Source organism: Streptomyces lydicus (assembly GCF_001729485.1).
In the GTDB taxonomy this organism is placed as follows: Bacteria; Actinomycetota; Actinomycetes; order Streptomycetales; family Streptomycetaceae; genus Streptomyces; species Streptomyces lydicus_D.
On sequence record NZ_CP017157.1, the window covers coordinates 1197569 to 1223009 of the forward strand.

Annotated in this window: 22 protein-coding genes and 1 tRNA gene; 7 read left to right on the plus strand and 16 right to left on the minus strand. The window is 74.7% G+C overall.

Annotation, left to right across the window (positions count from 1 at the left end; genetic code table 11):
- Nucleotides 1-23: 23 nt before the first annotated feature.
- Together ehuC and ehuB are read right to left on the minus strand one after the other, a co-directional pair.
- Entirely contained in the window at nt 24-755 is a 732-nt protein-coding gene (gene ehuC / locus SL103_RS05190; protein WP_069567585.1) for an ectoine/hydroxyectoine ABC transporter permease subunit EhuC, read from the minus strand.
- Complete coding sequence (gene ehuB / locus SL103_RS05195; RefSeq protein WP_069567586.1) at nt 752-1690, minus strand: ectoine/hydroxyectoine ABC transporter substrate-binding protein EhuB; 939 nt, start codon at nt 1688-1690, stop codon at nt 752-754. Before ehuB ends, ehuC begins: the two co-directional genes overlap by 4 nt.
- A 130-nt stretch (nt 1691-1820) precedes the next feature.
- On the opposite strand from ehuB, the gene SL103_RS05200 reads away from it, so the two are divergent.
- Complete coding sequence (locus SL103_RS05200) at nt 1821-2321, plus strand: DUF3830 family protein (protein ID WP_069573436.1); 501 nt, start codon at nt 1821-1823, stop codon at nt 2319-2321.
- A gap of 44 nt (nt 2322-2365) precedes the next feature.
- Here SL103_RS05200 and SL103_RS05205 read toward each other — a convergent pair whose 3' ends face one another.
- Nucleotides 2366-3781, minus strand: a complete 1416-nt coding sequence (locus SL103_RS05205) for an amidase (protein WP_069567587.1) — start codon at nt 3779-3781, stop codon at nt 2366-2368.
- An 80-nt stretch (nt 3782-3861) separates the two neighbouring features.
- Complete coding sequence (locus SL103_RS05210) at nt 3862-4827, minus strand: D-2-hydroxyacid dehydrogenase (protein WP_069567588.1); 966 nt, start codon at nt 4825-4827, stop codon at nt 3862-3864.
- 206 nt (nt 4828-5033) lie between these two features.
- On the opposite strand from SL103_RS05210, the gene SL103_RS05215 reads away from it, so the two are divergent.
- The 3 genes from SL103_RS05215 (at nt 5034) to SL103_RS05225 (ending at nt 8063) form a co-directional block, all read left to right on the plus strand.
- Complete coding sequence (locus tag SL103_RS05215; RefSeq protein ID WP_069567589.1) at nt 5034-5948, plus strand: maleate cis-trans isomerase family protein; 915 nt, start codon at nt 5034-5036, stop codon at nt 5946-5948.
- Between the two features lie 149 nt (nt 5949-6097).
- Nucleotides 6098-6823 (plus strand): maleate cis-trans isomerase family protein, encoded by a 726-nt coding sequence (locus SL103_RS05220; RefSeq protein WP_069567590.1) that lies wholly within the window; start codon nt 6098-6100, stop codon nt 6821-6823.
- 112 nt (nt 6824-6935) lie between these two features.
- Nucleotides 6936-8063 carry an LLM class flavin-dependent oxidoreductase gene (locus SL103_RS05225; protein WP_069567591.1) on the plus strand — a complete coding sequence of 376 codons (1128 nt, stop codon included), beginning with the start codon at nt 6936-6938 and terminating at the stop codon, nt 8061-8063.
- Nucleotides 8064-8135: 72 nt separating this feature from the next.
- Here the strand turns inward: SL103_RS05225 and SL103_RS05230 are convergent, their stop codons facing one another.
- Nucleotides 8136-9932 carry a putative bifunctional diguanylate cyclase/phosphodiesterase gene (locus SL103_RS05230; protein ID WP_069567592.1) on the minus strand — a complete coding sequence of 599 codons (1797 nt, stop codon included), beginning with the start codon at nt 9930-9932 and terminating at the stop codon, nt 8136-8138.
- A 406-nt stretch (nt 9933-10338) separates the two neighbouring features.
- Between SL103_RS05230 and SL103_RS05235 the strand changes: the two genes are divergently transcribed.
- Nucleotides 10339-11538, plus strand: a complete 1200-nt coding sequence (locus tag SL103_RS05235) for a M6 family metalloprotease domain-containing protein (RefSeq protein ID WP_069567593.1) — start codon at nt 10339-10341, stop codon at nt 11536-11538.
- Between the two features lie 46 nt (nt 11539-11584).
- On the opposite strand, the gene SL103_RS05240 is transcribed toward SL103_RS05235, so the two are convergent.
- The 6 genes from SL103_RS05240 to SL103_RS05265 form a co-directional block, all read right to left on the minus strand.
- Nucleotides 11585-11658 (minus strand) — tRNA-Lys (locus tag SL103_RS05240).
- 56 nt (nt 11659-11714) lie between these two features.
- Entirely contained in the window at nt 11715-12419 is a 705-nt protein-coding gene (locus SL103_RS05245) for a bifunctional DNA primase/polymerase (RefSeq protein WP_069567594.1), read from the minus strand.
- A 196-nt stretch (nt 12420-12615) separates the two neighbouring features.
- Nucleotides 12616-12999, minus strand: coding sequence for a hypothetical protein (locus SL103_RS05250; protein WP_069567595.1), 384 nt, complete (start codon nt 12997-12999; stop codon nt 12616-12618).
- A gap of 103 nt (nt 13000-13102) precedes the next feature.
- The gene (locus SL103_RS05255) at nt 13103-14470 is read right to left on the minus strand and encodes an AAA domain-containing protein (RefSeq protein WP_069567596.1); all 1368 of its coding nucleotides are present in this window, start codon (nt 14468-14470) and stop codon (nt 13103-13105) included.
- 40 nt (nt 14471-14510) lie between these two features.
- Nucleotides 14511-16094 (minus strand): hypothetical protein, encoded by a 1584-nt coding sequence (locus SL103_RS05260; protein WP_069567597.1) that lies wholly within the window; start codon nt 16092-16094, stop codon nt 14511-14513.
- Nucleotides 16085-17380: a hypothetical protein gene (locus tag SL103_RS05265; protein WP_069567598.1), complete on the minus strand. Its 1296-nt coding sequence runs from the start codon at nt 17378-17380 to the stop codon at nt 16085-16087. Before SL103_RS05265 ends, SL103_RS05260 begins: the two co-directional genes overlap by 10 nt.
- A 217-nt stretch (nt 17381-17597) precedes the next feature.
- Between SL103_RS05265 and SL103_RS05270 the strand changes: the two genes are divergently transcribed.
- The gene (locus tag SL103_RS05270; RefSeq protein WP_069567599.1) at nt 17598-18191 is read left to right on the plus strand and encodes a histidine phosphatase family protein; all 594 of its coding nucleotides are present in this window, start codon (nt 17598-17600) and stop codon (nt 18189-18191) included.
- Between the two features lie 15 nt (nt 18192-18206).
- Here SL103_RS05270 and SL103_RS05275 read toward each other — a convergent pair whose 3' ends face one another.
- Nucleotides 18207-19655, minus strand: coding sequence for a transcriptional regulator (locus SL103_RS05275; protein WP_069567600.1), 1449 nt, complete (start codon nt 19653-19655; stop codon nt 18207-18209).
- 214 nt (nt 19656-19869) lie between these two features.
- On the opposite strand from SL103_RS05275, the gene SL103_RS05280 reads away from it, so the two are divergent.
- Nucleotides 19870-20358 carry a hypothetical protein gene (locus SL103_RS05280; protein WP_069567601.1) on the plus strand — a complete coding sequence of 163 codons (489 nt, stop codon included), beginning with the start codon at nt 19870-19872 and terminating at the stop codon, nt 20356-20358.
- A gap of 9 nt (nt 20359-20367) precedes the next feature.
- Here SL103_RS05280 and SL103_RS05285 read toward each other — a convergent pair whose 3' ends face one another.
- The 4 genes from SL103_RS05285 to SL103_RS05300 all read right to left on the minus strand — a co-directional run bounded on the left by SL103_RS05285 (nt 20368) and on the right by SL103_RS05300 (nt 25429).
- Nucleotides 20368-21669 (minus strand): NAD(P)-binding domain-containing protein, encoded by a 1302-nt coding sequence (locus SL103_RS05285; RefSeq protein ID WP_069567602.1) that lies wholly within the window; start codon nt 21667-21669, stop codon nt 20368-20370.
- Between the two features lie 88 nt (nt 21670-21757).
- Nucleotides 21758-22432 carry a hypothetical protein gene (locus SL103_RS05290; RefSeq protein ID WP_069567603.1) on the minus strand — a complete coding sequence of 225 codons (675 nt, stop codon included), beginning with the start codon at nt 22430-22432 and terminating at the stop codon, nt 21758-21760.
- An 8-nt stretch (nt 22433-22440) separates the two neighbouring features.
- Nucleotides 22441-23703: a glycosyltransferase gene (locus tag SL103_RS05295; protein ID WP_069567604.1), complete on the minus strand. Its 1263-nt coding sequence runs from the start codon at nt 23701-23703 to the stop codon at nt 22441-22443.
- Between the two features lie 211 nt (nt 23704-23914).
- Nucleotides 23915-25429, minus strand: coding sequence for a sugar transferase (locus SL103_RS05300; RefSeq protein WP_244303845.1), 1515 nt, complete (start codon nt 25427-25429; stop codon nt 23915-23917).
- Nucleotides 25430-25441: the final 12 nt, after the last annotated feature.

Below are 25441 nucleotides of genomic sequence, written 5' to 3' on the forward strand. Positions count from 1 at the left end.
GACGTAGCTCCACGACCAGTTGTTCACGGCTTGCCTCCGGTGGCCAGCGCCTCGGGACCCTGCTTCTCGACGGGCAGCTTGCGGGAGAACCAGCCCTCGCCCTTGGGCACGGCCCGGCCCACCGATGCCTTGGCGCGGCGTTCCAGCAGCCGCATGATCCGGGTCACCACGAACGCGACCGCGAAGTACAGCACCAGGATGATTCCGTAGACCTGGGCGCTCTGGCCGGTGGACAGCCGGGCCAGCTTGGCCTGGAAGGTGAGCTCGCCGATGGACAGCAGCGACGCCAGCGCGGTGCCCTTGAGCAGCTCGATCAGCAGGTTGTTGAACGGCGGCATCATCTCGGGGACGGCCTGCGGAAGCAGCACCTTGCGCAGCCGCTGCCAGGGCGAGAAGTTCAGCGCGACGGCCGCCTCACGCTGGGCGGCCGGCACCGCCTGGAGCGCGCCGCGCACGATCTCCGAGCCGTACGCCCCGTAGGACAGTCCGAGGGCCAGGGTGCCCGCCCAGATGCCGGCGAGCTGCCAGCCCAGCAGGGGCAGCGCGAAGAACAGCCAGAACATCAGCACCAGCGCCGAGGTGCCGCGGAAGAACTCCACGTACACACCGGACAGGAAGCGCACGATCCACAGGCGCGAGGTACGGGACAGGCCGATGCCGAAGGCGACGACGGCGGCCAGGGCGGCGCTGTAGACCATCAGCTGGACGGTGATCCACAGCCCTTTGAAGAAGAGTTCCCACAGCGCAGAGGTCACTTTTTGCAGAGCTCCTTCGCGGTGAGGTCGGTCATGAACTCCTCGGTGAAGCCGTAGGGCTTGGCGATGCGCAGGAGTTCGCCGCTCTTCTTCATCTTCTGCAGCTCGTTGTTGAAGGCGTCGCGCAGTTTCGTCTCGCCGATCCGGAAGCCGTAGCCGCCGCCGTCCCGCTGGGGTTTGCCGTCGACCGTCGGAGTGAACGGGGAGGTCATCTCCACCTTGGGGTGCTTACCGGTCTTCAGCGCCTCGATCATGGTCAGCGCGGTACCGGCGAAGGCGTCGATGCGGCCCGCCTCCAGTGCCTCCATTCCGGCGATCTGGTCGCCGTAGGTCTGGATCGTGCTTTTCTTGACGCCGTTGCCGACCGCGTAGTCGATCTCCGCGTAACCGATGCCGGTGCCCATTCTGAGGTGCTGCCGGGCGATGTCCGGATAATCCTTGATCTTGTGCGGGTTCCCCTTGGGAACGAGAAAGGCGTCCTTCGACTCGTAGTCCGGGTCGGAGAAGAGCACGGCGGCGCAGCGCGCCTTGTTGATGAACATGCCCGCGACGATCACGTCGTACTGGAACGAGTGCAGACCGGGCACCAGCGCGCCGAACTCGACCGGGACCGGCTCGAAATTCTTGATCCCGAGCCGCTGGAAGATCGTTTTGGCGACCGCCGGCGCCTCGCCGGTCAGCTCACCCTTGCTGTTGATGGAGGCGTAGGGCGGTTCACTGGCGATTCCCATGCGCACGGTGCCCTTTTTGCGCAGGTCCTCGAGCAGGTGACCGCCGTCCGTGGCCCCGCTGACGTCGACGCGGGAGCAGCCGGTGGCCGCTCCCAGGGCACCCGCTGCGCCGAGCGCCGCTACCCCCGCGAGCAGCGACCGGCGGCGGATGCCGCGCGTCAATTGGCCTGTGATCTCTGAGGTGTTCCATGGTGGTGAAGCCATGGGCGCGCGGCTACCCGAATCGTCGGCTCTTATGCCGATCGTTTCCGGCCCTTGATACGACCGGTGCTGAGGAGTTCCGTACTGTTCCATGCTGTTCCGTACGCCGGTATTGCCCCCCTACGATCTGAGCATGACCGATCGCTTCATCGAAGTCTCGCTCGACAAGCGCGGCGTGAGCTGCACGGCGAAACTGCTCGACGACCGCGCGCCGATCACCTGCAATGCCGTCTGGGACGCGCTGCCGCTCGGCGGCGACGTCTACCACGCGAAATATGCCCGCAACGAGATCTACGCCCTGCTGGCGCCGTTCGCGCCCGAGGAGCCGCCGCTGGAGAACCCGACGATCACCCCGATCCCCGGCGACCTGTGCTATTTCACCTTCAGCGACACCCAATTGGGTACCGCCTCCTACGGCTATGAGCGCGCGGCCCGGCACCAGGGCCGCGCCACCGTCGTCGACCTCGCGCTGTTCTACGAGCGCAACAACCTGCTGATCAACGGCGACGCGGGCTGGGTGCCGGGGATCGTGTGGGGCAGCGTCGTCGACGGGCTCGACCGGATGGCCGACGCCTGCCAGGACCTGTGGCGGGCCGGGGCCCTGGGGGAGACCCTCAACTTCCGCCGGGCCTAGGCGAGACACCCCGGGACCGGGCCCCGCTCAGCCGACGCTTCCGCTCAGGGCGCCGGCGGCGCGGGGATCCCCGCGGTGCCCGCCTCGTAGAGGGCGTGCGCGGCACGCAGGACCAGCGCGTCCGCGTGCCGCGCCCCCACCAGCTGGACGCCGATCGGCAGCCCCGCGCCGTCCACCCCGCAGGGCACGGTCGCGGCCGGCTGCTGGGTGAGGTTGAAGGGGTAGGTGAACGGCGTCCAGCCCGTCCAGCGGGTGTGGCCGGAACCCGACGGCACTTCCACGCCGCCCTCGAAGGCGGTGATCGGCTCGGTGGGGGTCACCAGCAGGTCGTACGTCCGGTGGAAGCGGCCCATCGCCTGACCCAGCGCCATCCGGGTGTCGACCGCCGCCAGATAGTCCAGCGCGCTGTAGCGGGCGCCCTGCTCGCAGATCTCCCGCAGCCCCGGGTCCAGCAGCGCCCGCCGGTCGTCGTCCAGCGGCTGCACCACCCGGGCCGCACCGCTGAACCACAGGGTGTGGAACGCCTCCACCGGGTCGGCGATCCCCGGGTCGGTCTCCTCGACGTGCGCACCGAGCCCGGCGAGCGTCTCGACGGCGCCCCGCACCGCCGCGGCGACCTCCGGCGCCACCGCCACGTCCCAGCCCAGCGACGGGCTGAAGGCCACCCGCAGCCCGGCCACCTCGCCGGCCACCGCCGCCCGGAAGGAGCCGGCGGCCGGCCCGAGCTGCGACCAGTCCCGCCAGTCCGCGCCGGAGATCACGTCCATCATCAGCGCCGCGTCCGCCGCGTCCCGGGTCATCGGCCCGACGTGCGCCAGCGTCCCGAACGGGCTCGCCGGGTACAGCGGCACCCGCCCGTAGGTCGCCTTGAGCGCGAAGATCCCGCAGAACGACGCCGGGATGCGCACCGAGCCCCCGCCGTCCGTGCCCAGGCTCAGCGGCCCGGCGCCCAGCGCCACCGCCGCCGCGCTCCCGCCGCTGGAGCCACCCGAGGTGCGCCCCGGGGCGTACGGATTGCCCGTCACCCCGTGCCGCGGACTGTCGGTGACGCCCTTCCAGCCGAACTCCGGGGTGGTCGTCTTGCCGAGGAACACCGCCCCGGACTCCCGCAGCCGGGCCACCGACGGCGCGTCCTCCTCCCAGGGGCCGTCGGCCCGGACCGTCCGCGACCCGCGCAGCGTCGGGGTGCCCCGGGTCAGGATCAGGTCCTTGACGGTGACCGGCACCCCGTCCACCGGCCCGGCCGGCGCACCGGCCCGCCAGCGCTCGGCCGACTCCTTGGCGGCGGACAGCGCCTCGTCCGCGTCGATCCGGGTGAAGCAGTTCGTCGCGGCCTGCGCGGCCTCGGCGCGCTCCAGCACGGCCCGGGTGGCCTCGACGGGGGAGAAGGCGCCGGCGGCGTACCCGGCCGTCAGGGCGGTGGCGGTCAGGTCGGCGAGGTCAGTCGGTTCGGTGGTCATGCGTCCTCCGAGCGTCGGCCGCCCCGGCGGAGGCGGCGGGTGGGGGCGGGGCGGCCGCGCCGGGCACGGCCGCCGCGCCGTCACTGCACCGGTACGTACCCGAGCCTTTTGTCGACGACGTTGAGCAGCGGCTCGCCGGCCGCCCACCGGTCGAAGTTGTCCTGGAACTGCTCGGCCAGCGCGTCCCGCCAGCCCAGCGTGTCCCCGCTCATGTGGGGCGAGACGATCAGATGCGGCACGTCCCACAGCGGGCTGTCCGAGGGCACCGGCTCGTGCTCGAAGACGTCCAGCGCGGCCGCCGCGATCCGCCACTCGCGCAGCGCCGCGACCAGGTCCGCCTCGACGACCGTCGGGCCGCGCCCGACGTTGATGAACCGCGTCCGCGCCGGCATCCGGGCGAACGCCGCCCTGTCGAACAGGCCCCGGGTGGCGTCCGTCAGGGGGGCCGCGCACACCACCCAATCCGCCTCCGCCAGCAGGCCGTTCAGCGCGTCACTGGCATGGACCAGTCCGAATTGCGGGTCGTCCTTCCGCTCCCGGCGGCCGACCAGATCGACCTTGACACCCAGTGCCAGGAGGGTCGTCCCGATGGCCCGGCCGATCGGCCCGGAGCCGACGACGACCGCGCGGCTGCCGGCCAGTCGCCGTGTCTCGCGGTGCTGCCAGCGCCGCTGCCGCTGGAGCTCCCAACTTCCGTAAAAATCTTTGGCCATGGCCAGGATCAGCCCGGCGACGTACTCGGCGATCGGCTGCTCGAAGACGCCCCGGGCGTTGGTCACGACCGTGTCGTCGGCGATCAGCGCCGGGCACATCAGCTTGTCCACGCCCGCGCTCGCGGTGTGCACCCAGCGCGGTCTGGGGCCCTCCCGGGGCCACGCCCCGCGGATCGCATCGGAGGTGAAGTCCCAGGCCAACAACACGTCGGCGGAGGGGAGTCGGTCGGCCAGCGAGGTCTCGTCCGTGAAGATCACCCGGGCCCGGCCGGTCAGCCTGTCGAGCTTCGGCGGCGGGTCGGATCCCAGGACGAGGACGGTGCTTTCTGTCATGGCTCGGAAACCGTTCTGGAACGTGAGCCCCTTTCACTGGAAAGGGGCGCCGGCAGATGCCTGAGATGCGAGGATTGACCACGCTAAGAAGTCGTATCTACCGTGTCAACAACGGCTCTGTCCCGACGTCCCGGCTTGCTCCGGCTGCACCTCATCCCCGGCCACTGGCCTGGCCATCAGCCCTTCGTTTCTTCTAGGGGCCTTCAATGGACGTCTCCTTTCTGGGTGGCCCCCAGCCTCAGCTCGGTGTGGGCGTTGTCGCCCCTTTTGACTTCGCGCTCGACCGCGAGCTGTGGCGCTGGGTACCCGACGACGTGTCCCTCCACCTCACCCGAACTCCCTTCGTGCCCGTCGAGGTCAGTCTCGACCTGGCCCGTCTGGTCAGCGAGCACGAAACGCTGGACGCTGCCGTCCAGGCGCTGTGCGCGGTATCACCGCAGGTCATCTGCTATGCCTGCACCTCCGGCAGCTTTGTCGGCGGGGTCGCGGGCGAGCGGGCCATGTGTGCTGCCATGGTCCAGGCGGGGGAGGTGCCCTCCCTCACCACCTCGGGCGCACTGATCGAGGCGCTGCGCGAGATCGGCGCGCGGCGCATCGCCGTGGTCACGCCCTACACGAAATCGGTCACCGATTCTCTGGAGGACTATCTCGGCGAGGCGGGCATCACGGTTACCGGCCGCGCCTACCTCGGACTGACCCGGCACATCTGGAAGGTGCCCTACCGCGACGTCGTCGACATGGCCCGCGCCGCCGTCGTCGGTGCCGCCGACGCGCTCTTCATCAGCTGTACGAACCTCCCGACCTACGACGTCATCCCGCAGTTGGAGGCCGAGCTGCGGATGCCGGTGCTGTCCGCCAACCAGGTCACGATGTGGGCCGCGCTGCGGGAGATCGGCGTGGCCGCCGTGGGCCCGTACCAGGCGCTGCTCGATCCGGTGGCGCGCCGCGGGCCGGCCGCGATGACCGGGTCCGCGCCGGCCGGGCCGGAGGCGGGCACCCCGCGGGCGACGCCCGAGGCCGCGTTCGCCGGTCCGCCCGCACCGCCCGAGGGGGAGCCGGTGGACGGCGGCGACCAGTCGCCCCATCCGTCCGACGATCCCGGTCCGCTGCCCCCGGTTTGAGGCCGGTCCGAACCCGACCCCCTTACCGGACACCGCCGGCGCCGCGCGCCGTGTCGCCGGCGGTGCTCCGTCCCCCGCTCCTCGTACGACCCGAGAACCGCCCCGCCCCCATGAACGCCCCGGCACCCGCACACGCAAGGGAGATCTGCATGGCATCGGTCGGCTTCCTCTACCCCGGCCACTCCGCCGAGGACGACTACCCCCGGCTGGAGACGATCCTGGGCGGCTCGGTCCGCCTGCCGCTCGTGCACACCGACATCGGCGAGGACGCCCACCGGGTCGACGCGCTGCTGGAGATGGGCTCCGCCGCCCGGCTGGCGGCCGGCGTCGAGGAGCTGAAGGAGCGCGGCGCCGAAGCCGTCGTCTGGGCCTGTACGAGCGCCAGTTTCGTCTTCGGCTGGGAGGGTGCCCACGAACAGGTCAGGGAGCTGTCCGTCACCGCCGGCCTGCCCGCCTCCAGTACGTCCTTCGCCTTCGCGCACGCGGTCCAGGCGCTCGGCGCCCACCGGGTCGCGATCGCCGCGACCTACCCGGAGGACGTGGCCGAGCACTTCCGGGCGTTCCTGAAGTCGGCTGGCACGGAGGTCGTCTCGACCCGCGGCAGCGGCATCATCACCGCCGCCGAGGTCGGCACCTGGGGCCGCGAGGAGGTGCTCGCGCTCGCCCGGGCCGGCGACCATCCGGACGCCGAGGCCGTGCTGCTGCCCGACACCGCCCTGCACACCGCCGAGCACCTCCCGGCGCTGGAGGCGGAACTGCGCAAGCCGGTGCTCACGGCCAATCAGGTGACGGCCTGGGAGGGCCTGTGGCTGCTGGACCGGAAGCTGTCCTGCCCGGCCCTGGGCACCCTCTTCACCCGCACCGCCGGCCGGTAGCGAGCCCGCCCGGACCGCCCCACGGCCGCCGGGCCCTGACCCGGGAATAAGTGGAGACGCTCTCCGGTTGTCCTCCTCGCAGACCCAGCGCAACGCGAGGAGGACCCGCACCGTGAGCGGCGAAGACGACCAGACCCGGGACAGCGGCCGGACGATCCGCGACGGCGAGGACGGGGTACGGGCCACCGCCCGGGGCAGCGCCCCCGTGCCGCTGTCCGTGCTCGACCTCGTCACCGTCGGCGCCGGCCACACCGCGGCGGACGCGGTACGCACCGCCGTCACCCTCGCCCGTACGGCCGAGCGCCGCGGGTTCCACCGCTACTGGGTCGCCGAGCACCACTCCATGCCCGGCGTCGCCTCCTCCTCCCCCGCGGTGCTGCTCGCCCATCTCGCCGCGCACACCGAACGGATCCGGCTCGGCTCCGGCGGCGTCATGCTGCCCAACCACGCCCCGCTGGTCATCGCCGAGCAGTTCGGCACCCTGGAGGCGATGGCCCCCGGCCGGGTCGACCTGGGCCTGGGCCGCGCGCCGGGCACCGACGGCGCCACCGCCGCCGCGCTGCGCAGGGCCCAGCACCTGAACGAGGGGGCGGAGGACTTCCCGCAGCAGCTCGCCGAGTTGACCCGCTTCCTGGACGACTCCTTCCCCGACGGCCACCCGTACGCGAAGATCCACGCGGTCCCGGGCCCGGTCCAGGCCACCTCGCCGGGCGGGGTGCAGTCGCCGCACCGGCCGCCCCTGTGGCTGCTGGGCTCCTCCGGCTTCAGCGCCCGGCTCGCCGGCTCCCTCGGCCTGCCGTTCGCCTTCGCCCACCACTTCTCCGCGGCCAACACCCTCCCGGCGCTCGACCTCTACCGTGCGTCCTTCCGCCCCTCCGAGGTGCTCTCCGAGCCGTACGCCCTGATCGGGGTCGCGGCGCTGGCCGCCGAGGACGAGCGCGAGGCCCGCCGCCAGGTCATGACCGGCGCGCTGTCCATGGTCCGGCTGCGCACCGGCCGCCCGGGCCTGGTCCCGAGCGCCGAGGAGGCCGCGGCGTACCCCTTCAACGAGTTGGAGCGCGGCTTCGTCGACAGCTGGCTCGGCAACGTCGTCCACGGCACCCCCGACGCCGTCCGCCAGGGCCTCGACGACCTCGCCAAGCGCACCGGCGCCGACGAACTCATGATCACCGCCAACGCCCACGGCGGCGCGGCCAGGCTGAGGTCGTACGAGCTGATCGCGGACGCGTACGGGCTCTAGAGCGGCGGAACGGCCGCGCGCCGGCGGGGGAACGGACAGCCGCCCCCGCCGGCGAGGGGCCTGATCCAGACGCTAGATGAAGAGCGCCGCGACCCGGTCCGGCGCCACCGGCCGGGAGTACAGCCAGCCCTGCCCGGTGTCGCAGCCGATCCGGCGCAGTCGCTCCGCCTGCTCGGCGCTCTCCACGCACTCCGCGGTGACCGTCAGACCCAGCCGGTGCGCCAGCGCGACCAGCGCCTCGACGATCATCTCGTCCGCCGGGTTCGGGTGCTCCTGGGAGCGGAAACCGCGGACGAAGGAGCCGTCCAGCTTGAGGACGGAGACCGGCAGCCGGCTGAGGTAGGCGAGGTTGGAGTAGCCGGTGCCGAAGTCGTCGATGGCGATCCGTACGCCCATGTCGCTCAGCGCCTGGAGGGCCTGGAGCGGCCGGCCGGCCGACCCCATGACCGCGGACTCGGTCAGCTCCAGTTGCAGCAGCTCCGGCGGCAGCCCGGTCTCGGCGAGGATGCCGGCGACGTCCGCGACCAGGTCGGAGTCCCACACCTGACGTACGGCCACATTGACGCTGACGAACAGCGGCTGGTCGCTGGGGTGCGCCAGTTGCCAGGCACGCGCCTGGTGGCAGGCGCGCTCCAGGACCCAGCGGCCCAGTTCGACGATCGCGCCGTTCTCCTCCGCCAGTGCGATGAACCGATTCGGCGCCAGCGTCCCGAACTGCGGGTGCCGCCAGCGCACCAGGGCCTCGACGCCCTGCGCCCGGCCGTCCCCCAGTCCGACCAGCGGCTGGTACTCCAGGGTGAATTCGCCGCGGTCGACGGCCGGCCGCAGCGTGCTGGACAGCGCCTGCCGGGTCATCCGGTGGGCGTTGCGCTCGGGGTCGAAGAGCGTCCAGCGGGCCTTGCCGTCCTCCTTGGCCCAGTACAGCGTGGTGTCCGCGGCCTGCATCAGGCCGGTCGCGGTGGTGCCGGTGGCGGTCCGCTCCACCACGCCGATGCTCGCCGAGACCGACAGCCGCTGCCCGGCCAGGTCGAACGGGCGCTGCAGCGCGTCGAGGACCCGCTGGGCCAGTTCGGCCACCTGGTCGGTGCCGGTGGAGTGCTCCACCAGAAGAGCGAACTCGTCACCGCCGAGCCGCGCCACCAGGTGCTCGCCCCGGCCGGTCCCGCGGTCCGCGGTGCCCTCCGCGCAGCGGGTCAGCCGCTGTGCCACCGCGCTCAGCAGCCGGTCGCCGACGCGGTGCCCGAGGGTGTCGTTGACGGCCTTGAAGCCGTCCAGGTCGAGGTAGCACAGCCCGATCCGGCCGGTGCCGGCCGGATCGAAGGAGGCCGTCTCCAGCGCGGCGGAGAGCCGCTCGAAGAACAGCGCCCGGTTGGGCAGGCGGGTGACCGGGTCGTGCATCTGCAGATGCCGCAGCCGGGCCAGCAGGTCGTGCCGGTCGCTGATGTCCGCGACCGACAGCAGCATCCGCTCCTCACCGCTGAGCGGTTCCGGGGTCAACGGCTCGACGGTCACTTCCACCCATACGGAGTGCCCCTCGGGGTGTTTGAGGCGGCGGGTGCAGCGCAGCCGGTCGCTGCGCCCGCACAGCACCTCGCGGTAGGCCGTCCACACCCGAGGGTCGGCGCCCAGGTCGGTGAGGTCCGCCGCGGTGGCGGCCACCAGCTCCTCGGGGCCGGCGCCGACCAGCTCGCCGAATGCCGGGTTGGCGGCGAGCACCAGCCCGTCGCGGTTGAGCACCGCCATCGCCAGGCGGCCGGCGTGGAAGGCCGCGCGGTAGTCGCCGAGCGAGGCGGCGGCGTCGTCGCGGCGGCCCGCGGGGGCGGGCCGCACCTCGGCGGATTCTTTGGTCGTACCGTTACGCTCCGTCACTGAGGGCAGTGTCGCTCCGGGGGTGCGGCCTGGGCTCTCGGGGTGTCCGCTCACTGCTCGCTCCCGCATGGCGCTGGTCTCGTGATGGAGGGGTCTTCTCGCGCTGGAAAGTGTGGCGATCATAGAGGCTGGCACGACGGCCGATCCAGCGACGCAGCCGTGATCGTCGGCACGCATGACGGAACTTCAGCCATTTCTGCCCGACTCTGTTCGTACCGAATGCCCCCTTGGTCGTTTGTGACTTTCCGTTACAGCGCGACCGAGACGCGCCGGTCACTCGTCTGGGCCTTTGAAACAGGACGAATAGCATTAAATCGCCACAGGGTAGATGAGGTCTCCGAATCCGTCCCTGGAGGTATGTGTGCCGCGTGCCCGGACAGTCGACGGGGTTGACCATCGCCGCCGCATGCGGCGCCTCGCGGCCGTCGTCACGTCCCTGAGCGCGCTCGTCGCGACGTCCGTCGTCGCCGGCCCCGCCACCGCCTCCGAGGCCGCCCTCTCCTGCGCGCTGGGCCGCACCGACGTCCACCACTCCGAGGGGCTGGACAGCTGGAACGGCTCCTACACCCGGCCGGACCGCCCGCTCGACGCGGTCCTGATCTACCTGTCCTTCCCGGACTCCCGCCCGGCCGCCTCCCCGCAGCAACTCTCCCGCGACTACTTCCCGGCCACCTCGACGTTCTTCGCGCGCGCCTCGTACGGCAGGTTCCGGCTGCGCCCGCACGTGCACCGCTCCTGGGTGAAGATGCCGCGCACGTCGGTCGCGTACGGGATACGGCGCGACTGGGACTCCGCGCGGCGGGCGGACTACCTGCGGGACGCGGTCGCCGCGGCGGATCCGTCGGTGGACTTCAGCCGCTACGACATGGTCTATTTCGTCGCCGATCCGGATGCGCCGGGCGTGGATGCGGACGCCACCAAAGTGGTCAATCTCGATCAGCCGATGCACGCCGATGACCGGGATCTGCGCCGGTTCGTCACCGTCTTCGAGCAGAGCCCACCGGACCGCAATGTCCTCGCCCACGAAACCGGACATGTCTTCGATCTGCCCGATCTCTACCACCGCCCGCAGGGGCGCAAGGGTGACTGGGACATCCATGTGGGTGACTGGGACCTCATGGGGAGCCAGTTCGGACTGGCGCCCGACCCCTTCGCCTGGCACAAGTGGAAGCTCGGCTGGATCGCCGACAACCAGGTTGACTGCGTCGATCTGACCGACCCCACCCTGCACAGCCTCCGGACCCTGGGCGCCCCCAAGGAGCCCCGCAGCCAGCGCCGGCCCCGCCTCCTGGTGGTCCGGACCGGGCCGGACAGCGCGCTGGCCATCGAGGCGCGCACGGCCGCCGGCAACGACCGCGCGCTGTGCACCGAGGGGGTCCTGGTCTACCGCGTGCAGAGCGACACCCCCTCCGGCTCGGGGCCCGTGCACGTCCTCGACGGGCATCCCGACACGTCCGCCTGCTGGGGCACCTCCGTCTACCCGCCGCTCGCGGACGCGCCGCTGGGCGTCGGGGAGAGCATGGACGACGTGAAGGACGGCGTACGCATCCAGGTCGCGGGCCGGTCGAGCGACGGCGACTGGGCGGTCAAGGTCGGCCGCGGCTGACGACACGACGAAGGCCCCCACCGGAGTGGGGGCCTTCGACTGTCTGTGCGCCGCCAGGGACTCGAACCCCGGACCCGCTGATTAAGAGTCAGCTGCTCTAACCAACTGAGCTAGCGGCGCCTGCTGACGGGGAAAACATTAGCATCCTGATCGGGGAGGGCAAAAATCGGTTTGTCTCAGCCCTGCGCCAGCGCCGAAACCGGGGGCTGAGCTGCGGCTTCCCGCTGCATCCCGGCCGTCGGGCGGGCCGCCCTGACGCAGGCCCACAGCAGGATGTCGGGCCCGGGCAGCCAGGGCTCGCGGACGTCCGGCGCGACCAGCCAGCGGGAGGTGCCGGGCGACGTGAGGTCGGCCGGGTCGGCGGGCGGGGCCGCCGGGACGCCGTACGCGGACGGGGTGTCGGTGTACGCAGGTCGGGCGCCGGCGGTGCCGGTCCCGGGGTGCGGGTGCAGCGGCGGGACGGTCACCGCGTCGCCGGTGCCGTGGCACAGCAGCGGCGGGACCGCCGCCGCCCACTCCTCCCAGACGAGCAGCGCGGGCAGCCGCTGGGCGGTGCCCGGGGCGGCGAACAGCAGCAGCCGCCCGCGGTGCGCCGCCACCGGGCCCGAGCCGGGGCCGTCGGACCACAGCCGGTCCACCATCCGCCGCCCGAAGAGCGCCGGGGCGTTGATCACGTCGAACGCCGTGCCGCAGGGCAGCACGCTCGGCGCGGCCGGCTGCCGGGCCCAGAGCGCGTGCAGCTCGTCCGGACGGGAAGCGGCCGTGGCGAGCCAGTCGGCGCCCGCGAGGGTGACTCCCTCACTGCCTGAAGGGCGAGGGAGGTGCCCCCACGTGGGGGGAAAGTCCGGGGTCCGGGGGGTCTCGGGCAGCCAGTCGCTCATGGGGACAGGTCTACCGATACGACACGTACCGACTTGGCTCCTTGCCCGAAATCGGGACAGCGGGTCGCGGGACCCAGTATCTTGCCCGCCTCGCATATGCCAGCGGCTCATGGTCGTGGCCCATGAGCCGCAGCAAGGCGTGTGAGGTCGACGGGAGGAATGTGACAGGTGGGATCGGGGGTGGCGGGGCGCGGGATCAGTCCATGTCGCCCAGCGGGCCGCTGCCGCTCCGCAGCAGACTGCGGCCGAACTCGACCATCTTCTGCGCGTAGTCCTCGGTCCACTCCGCCTGCTCGGCGAGCGCGGCGAGCGGCAGCCGGTCGAACCGGCTGGGGTCGGCCAGCTGGGCGGCGGCCAGCGCCTGGAACTCCGTCGCGCGGTCGGCGGCGGCGCGGAAGGCCAGCGTCAGCTCCGTGGCCCGGCTGAGCAGCTCGCGCGGGTCCTCTATCGACTCCAGGTCGAAGAAGTGCTCGGGGTCGGCAACGGCCTCGGGCGGCTCGAAGAGCAGCTGCGCGGGCTTCATGCGCCGTGGTCGGGGCGCCGCACCGCGTGGGTCGGGAGCCGGTCGCGGCTCGGACATGTACGTACCTCCAGATCGTGTGCCGCATTCCATTGTCCCGCTGCGCGCAAGTAGGCCCCCGACGGCCGGGCGCGCCCGCGCCCGCTCCGCCCCGGCCGGACGGCTAGGGACGCCACCGCACGCGGTGTTCCTCCAGGTGCGCCAGTACCGCGTGGTGGGCCTCCCAGCCGTCCGGGAACTTGACCGTGACGCCCAGCCGCACGGGGTCGGTCGACGGGTGCTCGTCCAGCAGGTCGGTCACGCCGGCGCGGCAGACCACGATGCAGGCGTGGCGGTGGCGGGAGGCCAGCACGCACAGCCGGCCGGTCTCCAGGTGGAAGGCGGTGGCGTCGGGCCGGCCGGACAGCGGGTGGAGGACGACCGTCACGTCGAATTCGCGGCCCTGCAGGCGGTTGGCGGTGTCCACCGTGACGTCCCGCACCCCCAGGCCCGCGAGCGCGGTGCGGACGGCCGCGGCCTGGTCGCGGTGGGCCGTGCCGACCGCGATCCGGTCCGCCGTCAGGGGCACGGGCTCCGGGGACTGCTCGCTGGTCGCCGCGCCACCGCGGTCCAGCAGCCGCCGCACCACCAGGGCCACCGCGCCCACCGCCTCCGGATCCGTCCGCGGGGTGTGCCGGGCGGGCAGCTCCAGCAGGCCCCAGCCGGACTCCGCCGCCTCGTCCAGCACCCGGTCCACCCCCGAGCCGTCCCCCGGCACACCGAACGCCAGCCGCCGGTCCCCGTCCCCGGTGCCGCTGCGGAACGGTGTGTACGGGTAGAACGCGCTGGAGACGAGCGGCGCCGCGGAGGCGGGCAGCCGCCACGAGACGGGCAGGCGGTGCTGCGGGAGGTCGGGGTTGTGCGCCAGGAGGGTGGCGACCGCGCTGGTCGACGGGTCGTGGGTCAGACCGGCCCACTGCTCGGCGCCGACGACGCTGAAGGGGTCCAGCTGGCCCGGGTCGCCGACGAACAGCGCCCGTTCGAAGAGCCCGGCCACGCTCAGCAGCGCGTCCGACCGCATCTGGTACGCCTCGTCCACGATGGCGTGTCGCCAGGGCTCCTCGACCTTGGTGTAGGCCCACTTCGCCGCCGTCGCGACGACGATGTCCAGCCCGGCCAGATCGGCGACCTTGGCGGACGTACGCACCGACGGCAGCTCCGCCAGCGCCGGGTCGAAGGCGCCCGGTTCGCTGCTGTGCAGCCGGCCCACCGGCAGCTCGGGGTCCTTCCCGGCGAGCCGCAGCACGAGGTCGTCGACCTGGGCGTTGGTCTGCGCCACCACCATCAACGGGCGCCCGGCGGCGGCGAGTTCCCGGGCCGCGCGGACCACCAGCGTCGACTTGCCGGCGCCGGGCGGGGAGTCGACGACCACGCCGCGCCGGGTGCCGTGCAGCGTGTCGTGCAGGATCGCGTCGGTGGCCGCGGTGGCCGCCGCGGCGGGGTCGAAGGCGGACCGGGGGCCGGTCGCGTACGGGTCCTGGATGGCCGTCATACGGCGGTGCGCTCCGGGCTCGTCGAGGGGCGGGCGGGGGTCACAGGAAGTCCTCCGCGGTCACGGGGTCGGGGGTCTCGGGCGGCGCCTCCCCGGCGGACGGGGGCGGGCCGCCGTGCGTCCAGGGCGTGTCCTCCGGGGCCGGCAGCTCCGGACCGCCGCGCGGCGCGTGCTCGAACAGCGTCCAGCACACCGCCTCGCCCGGCTCCGGCACCGAACCGGCCTCCGGCGTCCTGCCGCGCCCCATCCCGCCCGTCAGCCGCACCACCAGCGTCCCCGGCTCCCCGTCCGCGTGGGGGTCCCGCGCACGCCCTTCGGGCAGCGGGGCAGCCACGAACTCGGCGGACTGGGTCCGGCCGTCGGCCAGCGGGCGGTACAGCTTGGCGCCCTGCGACAGGTGGGGGCGGTCGTCCGTGCGGAGCGTGACCAGCGGGCGCGGCATGGGGCGCTTGCCCTCCGACATCGCCATCTCCACGTCGGTGACCGTGCCCCGGAACGCCTCGCCGGCCAGCCTGCGGCCCGCCATCACCAGGGGGTCGTCCAGGGCTTCCTGCGCGTCCAGTTGGGCCTGTGCGGTCTCCCGCGCGGACAGCTTCTGCGCGGCGGTGACCGCGTCGTCCCGCTTGGGCTGCGGCGGCTCACCGGCGCGCACCCGGTCGCGGTGCGCGGTGTACGACCAGCGGTCGCGCTTCCAGCGGTCGGCGACCCGGGCGCCCTCCGGCAGCGTGCGCAGCAGGTCGACACCGCGCCACACCGCGTCCCAGGTCGGCCGCAACTGCCCCTCGACCAAGGCCCGGAACTCCTCCTCGGCACCCGGCAGCCCGGCGTCGTAACGGGCCATCGCCGGTGCGAGCAGCCGGTTGTCGAACGCCGGGTCGGTGGCCGGGCCGGCCGGCGGGCACCGCAACTGCCCGTCCGCGTCCCGCGCCGACTCGGCGCGTTCGGCCGCCTCCTGGCCCGACAGGCCCGCCGGCGGGTCGATCCAGGCGAGCAGGGCGCCCAGGTGCTGGTCCTCCAGCGCGCTCTGCCCGGTCGCCCAGTGGCGGGTCAGCAGGCCCGTCATGGATACGAGGAGGCCGGCGCCGGGAACCCGGGCGCGCTCGCCGAAGTGCGTCAGCCAGCGGCCCAGCAGCGGGACGTGCGGCGGCGCGGGGTACGGCGCCGCCGGTTCCTGCTCGGCCGTCCGCCGGAACCGCATCGAGCGGCCCAGCAGCCGCACGAACTCGATGCCGCCGGCGCTCGGCACGATCAGCTGCGGGGCGTCCGCGCACAGTTCGACCTGCACCGGGACCTTCTTGCCGGTCTCCGGGTCGGTCTCCTTGCGCTCCTCCCACTCCACGTCGTCCGCGAAGCCGTCCACGTACGGCAGCATCGTCTCGGCCAGCTCGGCCAGGAACGCGAACCGCAGGTCGCGGTCGCGCGGCTGCGGGACGGCCAGCAGCACGGGCTTCTCCCGGTCCGTGCCGACCAGCGCGCCCAGAGGGGCGCCGGCCTCACCGGCGGTCGTCAACGGGACCAGGACCAGGGGGCGTTCGGACAGGTGCCGGTGCCGGACCGTGCACCGCGGGCGGGCGCGGCCCGCCGCCACCGCCTCCATCCTGGCCAGCGAATCGATCAGTGACATCCGGGCTCCTCGGTCCGCGGGGGCGGTACGGCGGCGCCGGCCAGCGCCTCGGCGCGCAGCGCGGCGGCCCGGCGCAGCGCGAGCACGGCCGGGTCGTCCGGGCCTTCAGGTCCTTCCGGTTCGCCGGGTGCCGCCGCCGGCTCCGCGGCCGCCGCCAGCACCTCCTCGACCGTGCGCAGCCCGCCCAACTCGCCCCGCACACCGCGCCCCAGCGCCTCCACCGCGCCCTGCTGCCGCGACCGCGTGCGGCAGTGGAAGGCCAGCTCACAGGCGGCCAGGCACTCGGGGGCGTAGGCCGCGTCGACCGCCTCGACGGCCTCGGCCAGCTCCTCGGCCGGCCGGGTCGCGGTCCTCCCGTCGTCCGCCAGCCGCAGGTCGAACGTCGTGTCCGCCGGCAGCGCGGCGGCGATCTCCTCGACCCGGGTCAGCCGGGCCAGCTGCCGCCGGGTCGTGGCGAGCTGCTTGCGGACGTCGACCACCGCGGCCGTCGGGAGGTTGGAGAAGTCCTTCGGACAGACCAGCAGCGCCCGGTCGCGCACCCGCACCGTACGGCCGGTGCGCGCGGCGACGTGACCGGCGACCGGCTCCAGCGCCAGCACGTACACCGCCGCCTGGCGCGCCGCCGCGCCCACCTTGGCGGCGTCCGCCGAACCGTCGATCATCGGGAAGGACTTGATCTCGACGACCGTCCAGCTGCCGTCCGGATGCACCACGACCGCGTCCGGCTCCACGTACGCCGGCGAGCCGGCCACCTCGACGGCCAGCATCGGATGGTCGAGCAGCGCCCAGTCGCCGGCCTCGGTCGCCGCGCGCAGCGCCAGCGCCGTACGCGCCGCCCTGCCCTCCGGGCCGGCCGCGGACAGGTCGGGAGTGGCGACCGCGTCCGGCGCGGGGGGCTCGGAGCCCGGGGCGAGGCGCTCGTGCAGCAGCCGCAGCAGCTCGGTGCCGCCGTCGGCCTTCACCCGGGCCTCGAACGCATGGCCCCTCATGATCGCGAACTGCGACTGCCCGTAGGCCGCGGGCGCCCCCAACGCCCTGGCCAGCGCGGCCTTGTCGACGCCCGCGCCGTCCAGCAGCGCACGGCGCCGGCAGCCCGGGTTGGCGGCCAGCGCGGCGAGCGCCCGGGCGTCCAGCGGGCGGGGCCGCACCCCGGCCCCGCGCAGCTCCGTGAGCCGGACCGACCTGACGCCGGCCGGGACCGCCCCCTGCGGCGGGCTCGCTGTCGGCGCCGGCAGCTCCCCCGGAGAAGCGGCCGACGCGGGTCGACTGTCACGCGAAACGTTCACCTGCCGAAGTCTCGCATCCGGCACTGACACGACGGGGGCCCGGCCGCGAATCGCCGCCGGGGAGGGGGCGGAAACCCTGCCGCCGGGCGCGGACCCCCGCGCCCGCCCCACCCGTCCCCGGCGCCCCCGCCCGGTGCGGGAGAATGGAGGTCCCGCGGTCAACGCCGCCCGCACCGAGCAAACGATCGGCCGAGTACATCGGCGAGAGGTACGACCCATGGCAGCGCGCATATTCCTGGCCAGGCACGGGCAGACCGAGTGGTCTCTTTCCGGCAGGCACACCGGCCGTACGGACATCCCGCTGCTGGACGAGGGCCGCCGCGGCGCCAAGCTGCTGGGGGAGCGGCTGCACCACGCCCCCTGGGACGGCCTGCCGGGCGTCGAGGTCCGCACCAGCCCGCTGGTCCGCGCGAAGGAGACCTGTGAGCTGGCCGGCTTCGGCGACCGGGCGCAGGAGTGGGACGCGCTGATGGAGTTCCACTACGGCGCCTACGAGGGGCTGACGCCGGCCGAGATCAAGGCCGGCCGGCCGGACTGGCTCATCTGGCGCGACGGGGTGCCCGAGGGCGAGACGCTGGCCGAGGTCTCCGCACGGGCCGACGAGGTCGTCGCCTGGGCGCGGTCGGCCGAGCGCGACGTGCTGGTCTTCGCGCACGGGCACATCCTGCGCGCCCTCGGCGCCCGCTGGCTGGGCCTGGACATCTCCTTCGCGGCCCGCATCCGGCTGGAGCCGACCTCCCTGTCGGTGCTCGGCTGGGCCTACGGCGAGCCGGCCATCGAGCGCTGGAACGACACCGGCCACCTGGGCTGACGGCTCCCGGCCGGTTCAGTCCGCGGGGCCCGGGTCCACCGGCCCGGCCCCGGCGGCGGCCGACGCCGCGTGCCGTTCCAGGAAGGCGGCTACCGGGCCGTGGTGCCGGTGCGGCCGCAGCGTACGGGCCGTGCCGTCGAGCATCGTACGGATGCGGGCCGAGCGGACCTGCTCCAGGAGCGTCAGCACCCGCATACCGGCCATCGCGGCCTCCTCCGGCGCGCCGCTGTCCGCGAGGTCGCCCGCGAGTTCCGCGGTGAACAGGGCGATGTTCCGGGTGAAGTGCGGATCCTGCAGTGCCACCGCCCGCCGGGCGTGATCCGCCGCGCGCTCCGCGTCACCCAGGGCCGACCAGCACTGCGCCTCCAGGCCCGCCAGCTCCGCCTCGCCGTAGAACGTCATCCACTCCGGGTCGCTGTCCCGGCACCCGGCCGCGAACAGCCGCTCGGCGCGGGCCAGTGCCTGCTCGCAGCCGGAACGGTCGGCCAGCCCCGCCCAGCCGCCCGCCTCGCGCAGCGCCAGCAGCGACAGCAGCCGGGGCGAGGCGAGCTGCTTGGCGGCCTGCTGGGCGGCCTGGGCGGCGCGCACCGCCTCGCGCGGCCGGCCGGCGTCGCGGGCGAGGAAGGCCGTGTTGCAGAAGGCGTGCGCCTCCAGGGCGGCGTCGCCGCAGACCCGGGCGGTGGCCAGGGCCTCCGCGTAGTGCGAGCGGGCGTCGTCGAAGCGGCCCGAGTCGTGGGCCAACCAGCCCACGGTGATGGCGAGTTCACCGGCCCCGGAGTGCAGCCGGTCGGACACCGAGCGGTGCCGTACGTCGGATTCCAGCAGCTCGTAGGCGGCGCGCAGCGGTTGGGTGGCGCGGCGGTAGATGCCCTCCGCGCCGTGCCGGTCGTCCAGCAGCCGGATCCGGCGTACGGCTTGTTCCACGGCGGTGGCCTCGGCCGCGCCGGCCCGGCCGACGGCCGGTGTGCGCGGTCCCGGCAGATGGGGGGACGCGGCGGCGGCAGCGGCCTCGATCGGGTGCAGTGCGGCGAAGCCCAGGGCTGCTGCCGGGCCGCCGGTGATGAACGCGCGACGCAGCACGTCGCTCTCCTCGTGGATCTGGATACAGGTATCGCGGTTGTCGGGTTCGATCGCCAGGCGCGCGGCGCTGACCGCCGCCGTACGCGCCCCCCGTCCGCGTACCGCCTCGCGCGGCGCGAAGCCCATGTCGGGCAGCGTCAGCCCGGGGAACATGTGCCGGAACACCCGTTCGTAGGCGTAGTTCGGGCACCGGATCTCCCCGGACTCGACGCGGCCCACATAGCGGGCGTCGCACGAGACCTGCTCGCCGATCTCACGGGCGGCCCGTCGGACCGCCGCCGCGAACTCGCCCGGGGACAGCCGGCCGCGCAGCTGCCGGAAAGCGGTGTTCGGTCGGGCGGGTACGGTGCGGGACGACGCTGATCGAGCTGTTGGCGACGCCATGGCGGAACCTCTCCGTGCCATCTTGTGGCGATGCCGCCTCCTGGCGGTGCGGCGGGGACGACCGTACCGGCTGTGACGGCTCCGATACGCACAGTTTGGCTACATATCGGATATCTCGCGCGCGATCTGCCATGAACTGCCATCCTTTGCAGCGTTACGCCGCCGTAGCTGTTGACACGCCTGACCGTTGAACCCGGTGTAAAGGGTGCGGCACATGCAGGAGGAGGGGTTCTCCGTGTGGGAGACCGGCGTGAGCAGGGGCGGCAACGGGTCCGCGGGCCAGGCCGGGGGCCGGCGGAAGAAGACCGTCCCGGGCGGGGTGCCGGCGGTACCGGCACAGCCCTGCGACGTCGTCACGGTGCCCGCCCGGCAGGGGCTGGAGGCCGTCGACATCCTGCGGCTGCGGGACGGTGTCGGCCCCGTGCTGCACGACGGCGCCTGCGACACCCTCGGCTTCGTGGTGCCCGCGGGCACGGCCGACGGCTGGGACCTGCCGGGCAGCGCCTGCACCCGGACCTCCGGCCGGGGCCTCCCGCTGGGCGCGCTGTGCGGTGAGGGGGTCACGCCGGAGCCCCCGGTGACCGGCACCGGCTGGCTGGTGCCACCGGAGGGCGCGGGCGCCGCCGCCACCGACCCGGCCGTGCTGCGCGCGGCGCTCGGTGAGGCGGCGCGCACGATCGCGGCGGTCGACCGCTGCCAGTGAGTCCGCGTCTCAGCGGGCGGGTTCGTCCGCCGAGGTCTCCTCCGGGGCGGTGTCCGGCACCGGGCCGCTGACGGCGGCGGGCGTGCCGTTCCGTGCCGGGCGGGGGATGGTGGGGGCGCCGCGCCGGTCGCCGAGCCGCCGCTGCACGCCGCGCAGCAGCCGCGCGGCGGTGAACGCCGTGCCGTGCACGAAGCGCATCGACGGGCCGAACGACGGCGCGGCGAGCAGGCCCGCGAAGAACAGCCCCGGCCAGGACGATTCGAAGCACGGGTTCAGCTCGGGCGCACGGCTGCCGCCCACCGTGCGCAGGGTGGTCCGCACCCGCGGATGCAGCAGCCGCAGTCGTCCCACGTCGGGTGTGAAGCCGGTGGCCGCCACCACATGGTGGACGCCGAGGGTGTCGGCGCGGCCATCCGTACGGGTGAGGTGGAGGCGGACCCCGTCGCCGTGCGGGGCCGCGCTCCGGACCCGGTGGCTCAGCAGCGCGGGCACCTGCGACTCGAAGCGTTCCCGCAGCCACCAGGCGCCGGCCGGTCCCGGCACGGTCCCGGCGAGCCGCAGCCGGGTCGCCGGGGGCAGCCGGCGCACCGCCCAGGGCGCCTGCGACCAGGCCCAGTCCGTCCATCCGGTGCCGGGTCCGGAGCGCGGCGCGCGCAGCCGGCCGCGGCCGGACGGACGCGCCGGGGCGGCCCAGTGCAGCCGGCCGGTCCGGGCCACCACGCAGGGCCTGGCGCCGTGTTCGGCCAGCAGCGTCGCGGTCTCCAGCGCGGACTGGCCGGCACCGATCACCGCGACGTCCCGGCCGGCGAAGCGGCTCAGGTCGTGGTGGTCGCTGCTGTGCGAGGCGAGTTCCGGGGGCAGTTCGAGCAGCGGCCAGGGGCGGTGCGCGAACGGCACCGCCCCGACCGCGAGCGCGACGGTGCGGGTCGCGATCCGCTCGCCGGTGTCCACCTGGACCTGGAAGCCGTCGCCGTCCGGGCGGACGGCGGTGACGGTGACCTCCTCGGCCTGCGGCACCGCCCGCTCACCGAACCAGCTGCCGTACGCGGTGAAGGTGTCCAGGGGCAGCGGGACACCGTCCCCGGTGGGCAGTTCGCGGGTGGCGCAGTACTCGGCGAGGGTGTGCCGGCCGCCCGGGGCGGAGAGGCTGGAGGTCCGGGGGCCGGACGTCAGGAGCATGCCGGCGGGCATGTGGTCGTGCCACGAGGCCATCGGGCGGCCCAGGACCCGCAGCCGCAGTCCGGCCGCGGCCGCGTGCGCGGCGATCGAGAGTCCGTAGGGGCCGGCGCCCACCACCACGAGGTCGTACATGGGATTGTCCTGCGCTTTCTGATCGTGCGGTGCGGTGTGGTGCGTGCGGGGGCTGCGGTGCGTGCGGAGCGGTCCCGGGGCGGGGCCGTCACCGCACGGCGCCCTCCGCCGCCGGTACGGCCCCCGAGGCGACCGCGCCGTGCGCCGGGGCGGGGATCACCCCCGGCCGCCCGGCCCCGCGGTCCGTCTCCCAGCGGCCCCGCCGCCGTACGAGCAGCAGCAGTCCGCCCAGCAGCCCGCCCGCGCAGCCGCCCGTCCCGGTGGACAGCGGGACGGACGGCGACACCGGGTCGGCCGGGCCCGCGGTCGGGGCGAGGGCCAGCAGGTGGGCGCCGGTGCGGGTGGCGGTCCGGTTGCCGGTGCGGGTCAGCGCGCGGGCGACCGCGTCGGCGAGCGCGGCCGAGGCGTGCGGGCTCCGCGCGGTGCCGGTGATCTCGATGACCGGGGCGTCCGGCTCGGTCGTCGTGCGGATCCCGCGCAGCGCGCCGAGCGGCAGCCCGGAGGCCCGGTGCGCCTCGGCGAGCACCGCCCCGCCGGTCGCCATCCGCCCGTACGCCTGCGCGAAGCCGAGGGCGCCGGCCGGGTCGGAGTCCTTCGCGGGCGTCACGACGACATAGCCGGTCGAGGTGTACGACGGCGGGGCGAGCAGCCCGTACGACGCGCCGCCGGCCGCGCCGAGCAGCGCGCACAGCGGCAGCGGCCACCAGCGGGGCAGCCGAAGTGAACGGGTGCGTGCCGCCTGCTTCTTGAGGTTCTGGAACATGGCGCCGCCTACCGGTTGGAGAGCTGGGAGGGGGCGGGCGACCGGGCCGGGTCCGGCAGCGCGACGACGCCGGACGGGTGGGCCTGGACGACCGGGGCGGGGACCGGCGCGGGCCGGCGCCGGCGAGCCGGGGCGGCGGCCAGCGCCTGCTCGTACACGCCCGTCAGCGCCTCGGCGCTGCGGGCGATGTCGTAGCGCCGCACGACCGGCGGCACCGCCAGCCGCCCCGGGCCCTCGCGCCGCAACTCCCGCAGGGAAGTGGCCAGTTCGTGGACGCCGAGGCTGAAGCGCCGGGCGCCGGGCGCCTGTTCCTGCGGCAGTTCGTCGACCGCCGGGCAGCTGCCGTAGAGCACGTGCAGGCCGGACGCCAGTGCCTCCAGGACGGCCAGCCCGAACGCCTCCTCCGGGGACGGCGAGACGAAGACGTCGATGGCCGAGAGCAGGCCGGGGATGTCGGCCCCGTCGCCCGCGGGCCCGGCCCGGCCGCCGTGCCCGGTGTCGACCGCGCCGTCGCGGACCCCCAGGAGGTGGATGCGGTCGCCCGAGCCGAACTGCTCCGCCAGCCGCCGCAGCGTCTCCCGTTCGGGCCCCTCGCCGGCCAGCAGCAGGTGCACGCCGGGGAGCTGGGTGACCGCGCGGACGAGGACGTCGAACCGTTTGCCGGGCACCAGGCGGCCGGCGCCGCCGACCACGAAGGCGTCCACCGGCAGCCCGAGCCGGGCGCGGACCAGGGCGCGGGCGGCCGGGTCGAAGGCGAAGCGGTGCGCCTCGATGCCGTTGGGCACCACGTGGATCCGTTCCTCGGGCACGCCCCAGCGGCGCAGCCGCGCGGCGACGGTGTCGGACACGGCGACCGTGGCCGCGCCCAGCCGCTCGGTGGCCCGGTAGAGCGCACGGACGCCACGGGTCAGCCGGCGGCCCTCGATGACCGCGTCGCCCAGGGAGTGCTCGGTGGCGACCACGGTCCGTACGCCTGCCAGCCGGGCGGCGACCCGCCCGTAGACACAGGCCCGGTAGAGGTGGGTGTGGACGAGGTCGGGGCGGCCGGCGCGGATCAGCCGGGTCAGGCGGGGGAGCGCGGTCAGGTCGTGGTTCCCGGACATGCCGAGGTGGGTGACGGGCGTGCCGTCGGCCTCGATGCCCTCGGCGACCTGGCCGGGGCCGGTCAGGGTGACGACCTCGCACTGCGCGGGCAGCCGGCGCAGCAGCAGCCGCAACTGCTGCTCGGCGCCTCCCATGTCGAGGCCCGTGATGACATGCAGAACCTTCATCCGATGCCTCCTGGGATCGGGGTCGGTGCGGGGAGTGCGAGCGCCCCGGGCGGGGCGGCCCGGCGGGCGGCGGGTACGGGCGCGGCGGCGCGCGGCGGCGCCGGTGCGTCGGGCATGGGCGGGCTCTCCTTTGACGGCGGCGACGGGCGGACGAGCGGAGGAGGGGCCCGGCGGACCCGCACGGGGAGGGCGGTGCCGGCCCGGCCCGCGCTCACCGGCGCACCGGCCGGAACAGCGAGCCCGCGGTGCGCAGCACGAGGCGCAGGTCCTGCCACAGCGACCAGCTGTCGATGTAGAGGTTGTCGAGGCGGACGCGGTCCTCCGCGGAGAGGCCGCCGCGCCGCGCGTGCACCTGCGCAAGCCCGGTGAGGCCGGGCGGCATCCGGAGCCGGGCGGCGTACTCCGGGTGGTGCCGGTCCGCCTGCCGGACGGCGCCGGGGCGCTCGGGCCGCGGCCCGACCAGGCTGAGGTCGCCGCGCAGCACGTTCCACAGCTGCGGCAGTCCGGCCGGCGACATACGGCTGAGCAGCCGCCCGAGCCGGCTCGTCGCGGCGCCGTCCACCGCCGCCCCGTCCCCGTCGCCGTCGCGGCGGCGCCCGGTACGGAACGTCAGCAGGGTGAAGGTGCGGCCGTCGCGGCCGACCCGCTCCTGCCGGTGGAGCACGCCCGGCCCGTGGGCGAGCCGCACCACCAGGGCGCAGCCCAGCAGCAGCGGCGCCGTGGCCGCCAGCAGGACCGCGGCCACCACCACGTCCAGCGTCCGCTTGACCCGGCTGCCGTGCCGCGGCGGCCCGGTGTCCAGCCGCCGGCAGGCGAAGCCGCACAGGTGGTCGGTCTCCCGGTGCGGCGGGCTGCCCTCGCGGGCGGCCGCCGCACCGGCCAGCCAGACGGCCGACCCCTGGTCGACGAAGCTGCGCAGCAGCGCGGCGGTGTGCGGATCGGCGTACGGCGACACCGTGAACACCACGTCCCGCACGGTGTGCCGGATGACGGCGCGGGCGATGTCCTGCGGCGAGCCGAGCCGGGGCAGCGGCGGTGCGGCACCGGCCGGCCCGGGCGGCGCGGGCAGCATCGACGCGGGCGTGACCAGGCCCACCGGCTCCAGGCCGTACTCGGGACGGCCGAGCAGCACGGCGGCCAGCTGCCGGGCCGCGGGGTCGGTGCCGACGATCAGCGCGGCGCGCGGCCGGCGGCGGGCGAGGTTGCGGCGTGCCCGGTAGACCGTGGCCCGGCCGTAGCAGGCCAGCACGGTGTGGGCGGCCACCGCGCCCGCCAGCAGGACGGGCGGCAGGGCCCGTTCGGGGCGTACGCCGGCGAGCAGTGCGGCCGCCGCGCACCAGCAGGCGGCCGCCCGGCCCAGCAGCGCCGGCAGATCGCCCAGCGCGGCCGGGGCCGGGCCGGGGCGGTACAGCCCGGCGTGCGCGTGCAGCGCGAGCAGCAGCGGCAGCAGGGCGCCGAGCAGTGCCGGCGCCGTGCCGGGCCCGGGGAGGAGCAGCGCGGCGCCCGCGGTCGCCAGGCAGTCGGCGGCCGCCAGCGCGAGGACGGTTCCCGGCCGGGTGCCGCGGCAGGGCCGGGGCGGCGGCAGGGTCTCGCGGGCCGGCCCGCGCGGCGGGTGGACCGCGGCGGCCGGCGGCCGGGGGGCCGCCGACGGGGGCCGCACCCGGGCGGCGTGCGGTACGTCCGCGCGCTCCGGCCGCTTCCGGTACGGCAGGTCTTGTGCCGGCACGCACTGCTCCCC

Excerpts from the sequence above, each read along its gene's own strand:
- SL103_RS05210 (WP_069567588.1), bottom strand. The coding sequence starts at position 4,827 with ATGACAGAAAGCACCGTCCTCGTCCTGGGATCCGACCCGCCGCCGAAG.
- SL103_RS05220 (WP_069567590.1), top strand. The coding sequence starts at position 6,098 with ATGGCATCGGTCGGCTTCCTCTACCCCGGCCACTCCGCCGAGGACGAC.
- SL103_RS05250 (WP_069567595.1), bottom strand. The coding sequence starts at position 12,999 with ATGTCCGAGCCGCGACCGGCTCCCGACCCACGCGGTGCGGCGCCCCGA.
- SL103_RS05275 (WP_069567600.1), bottom strand. The coding sequence starts at position 19,655 with ATGGCGTCGCCAACAGCTCGATCAGCGTCGTCCCGCACCGTACCCGCC.
- SL103_RS05200 (WP_069573436.1), top strand. The coding sequence starts at position 1,821 with ATGACCGATCGCTTCATCGAAGTCTCGCTCGACAAGCGCGGCGTGAGC.
- SL103_RS05290 (WP_069567603.1), bottom strand. The coding sequence starts at position 22,432 with ATGTTCCAGAACCTCAAGAAGCAGGCGGCACGCACCCGTTCACTTCGG.
- SL103_RS05235 (WP_069567593.1), top strand. The coding sequence starts at position 10,339 with ATGCGGCGCCTCGCGGCCGTCGTCACGTCCCTGAGCGCGCTCGTCGCG.
- SL103_RS05255 (WP_069567596.1), bottom strand. The coding sequence starts at position 14,470 with ATGACGGCCATCCAGGACCCGTACGCGACCGGCCCCCGGTCCGCCTTC.
- SL103_RS05280 (WP_069567601.1), top strand. The coding sequence starts at position 19,870 with ATGCAGGAGGAGGGGTTCTCCGTGTGGGAGACCGGCGTGAGCAGGGGC.
- SL103_RS05245 (WP_069567594.1), bottom strand. The coding sequence starts at position 12,419 with ATGAGCGACTGGCTGCCCGAGACCCCCCGGACCCCGGACTTTCCCCCC.
- SL103_RS05285 (WP_069567602.1), bottom strand. The coding sequence starts at position 21,669 with ATGTACGACCTCGTGGTGGTGGGCGCCGGCCCCTACGGACTCTCGATC.
- ehuB (WP_069567586.1), bottom strand. The coding sequence starts at position 1,690 with ATGGCTTCACCACCATGGAACACCTCAGAGATCACAGGCCAATTGACG.
- SL103_RS05260 (WP_069567597.1), bottom strand. The coding sequence starts at position 16,094 with ATGTCACTGATCGATTCGCTGGCCAGGATGGAGGCGGTGGCGGCGGGC.
- SL103_RS05215 (WP_069567589.1), top strand. The coding sequence starts at position 5,034 with ATGGACGTCTCCTTTCTGGGTGGCCCCCAGCCTCAGCTCGGTGTGGGC.
- SL103_RS05205 (WP_069567587.1), bottom strand. The coding sequence starts at position 3,781 with ATGACCACCGAACCGACTGACCTCGCCGACCTGACCGCCACCGCCCTG.
- SL103_RS05270 (WP_069567599.1), top strand. The coding sequence starts at position 17,598 with ATGGCAGCGCGCATATTCCTGGCCAGGCACGGGCAGACCGAGTGGTCT.
- SL103_RS05295 (WP_069567604.1), bottom strand. The coding sequence starts at position 23,703 with ATGAAGGTTCTGCATGTCATCACGGGCCTCGACATGGGAGGCGCCGAG.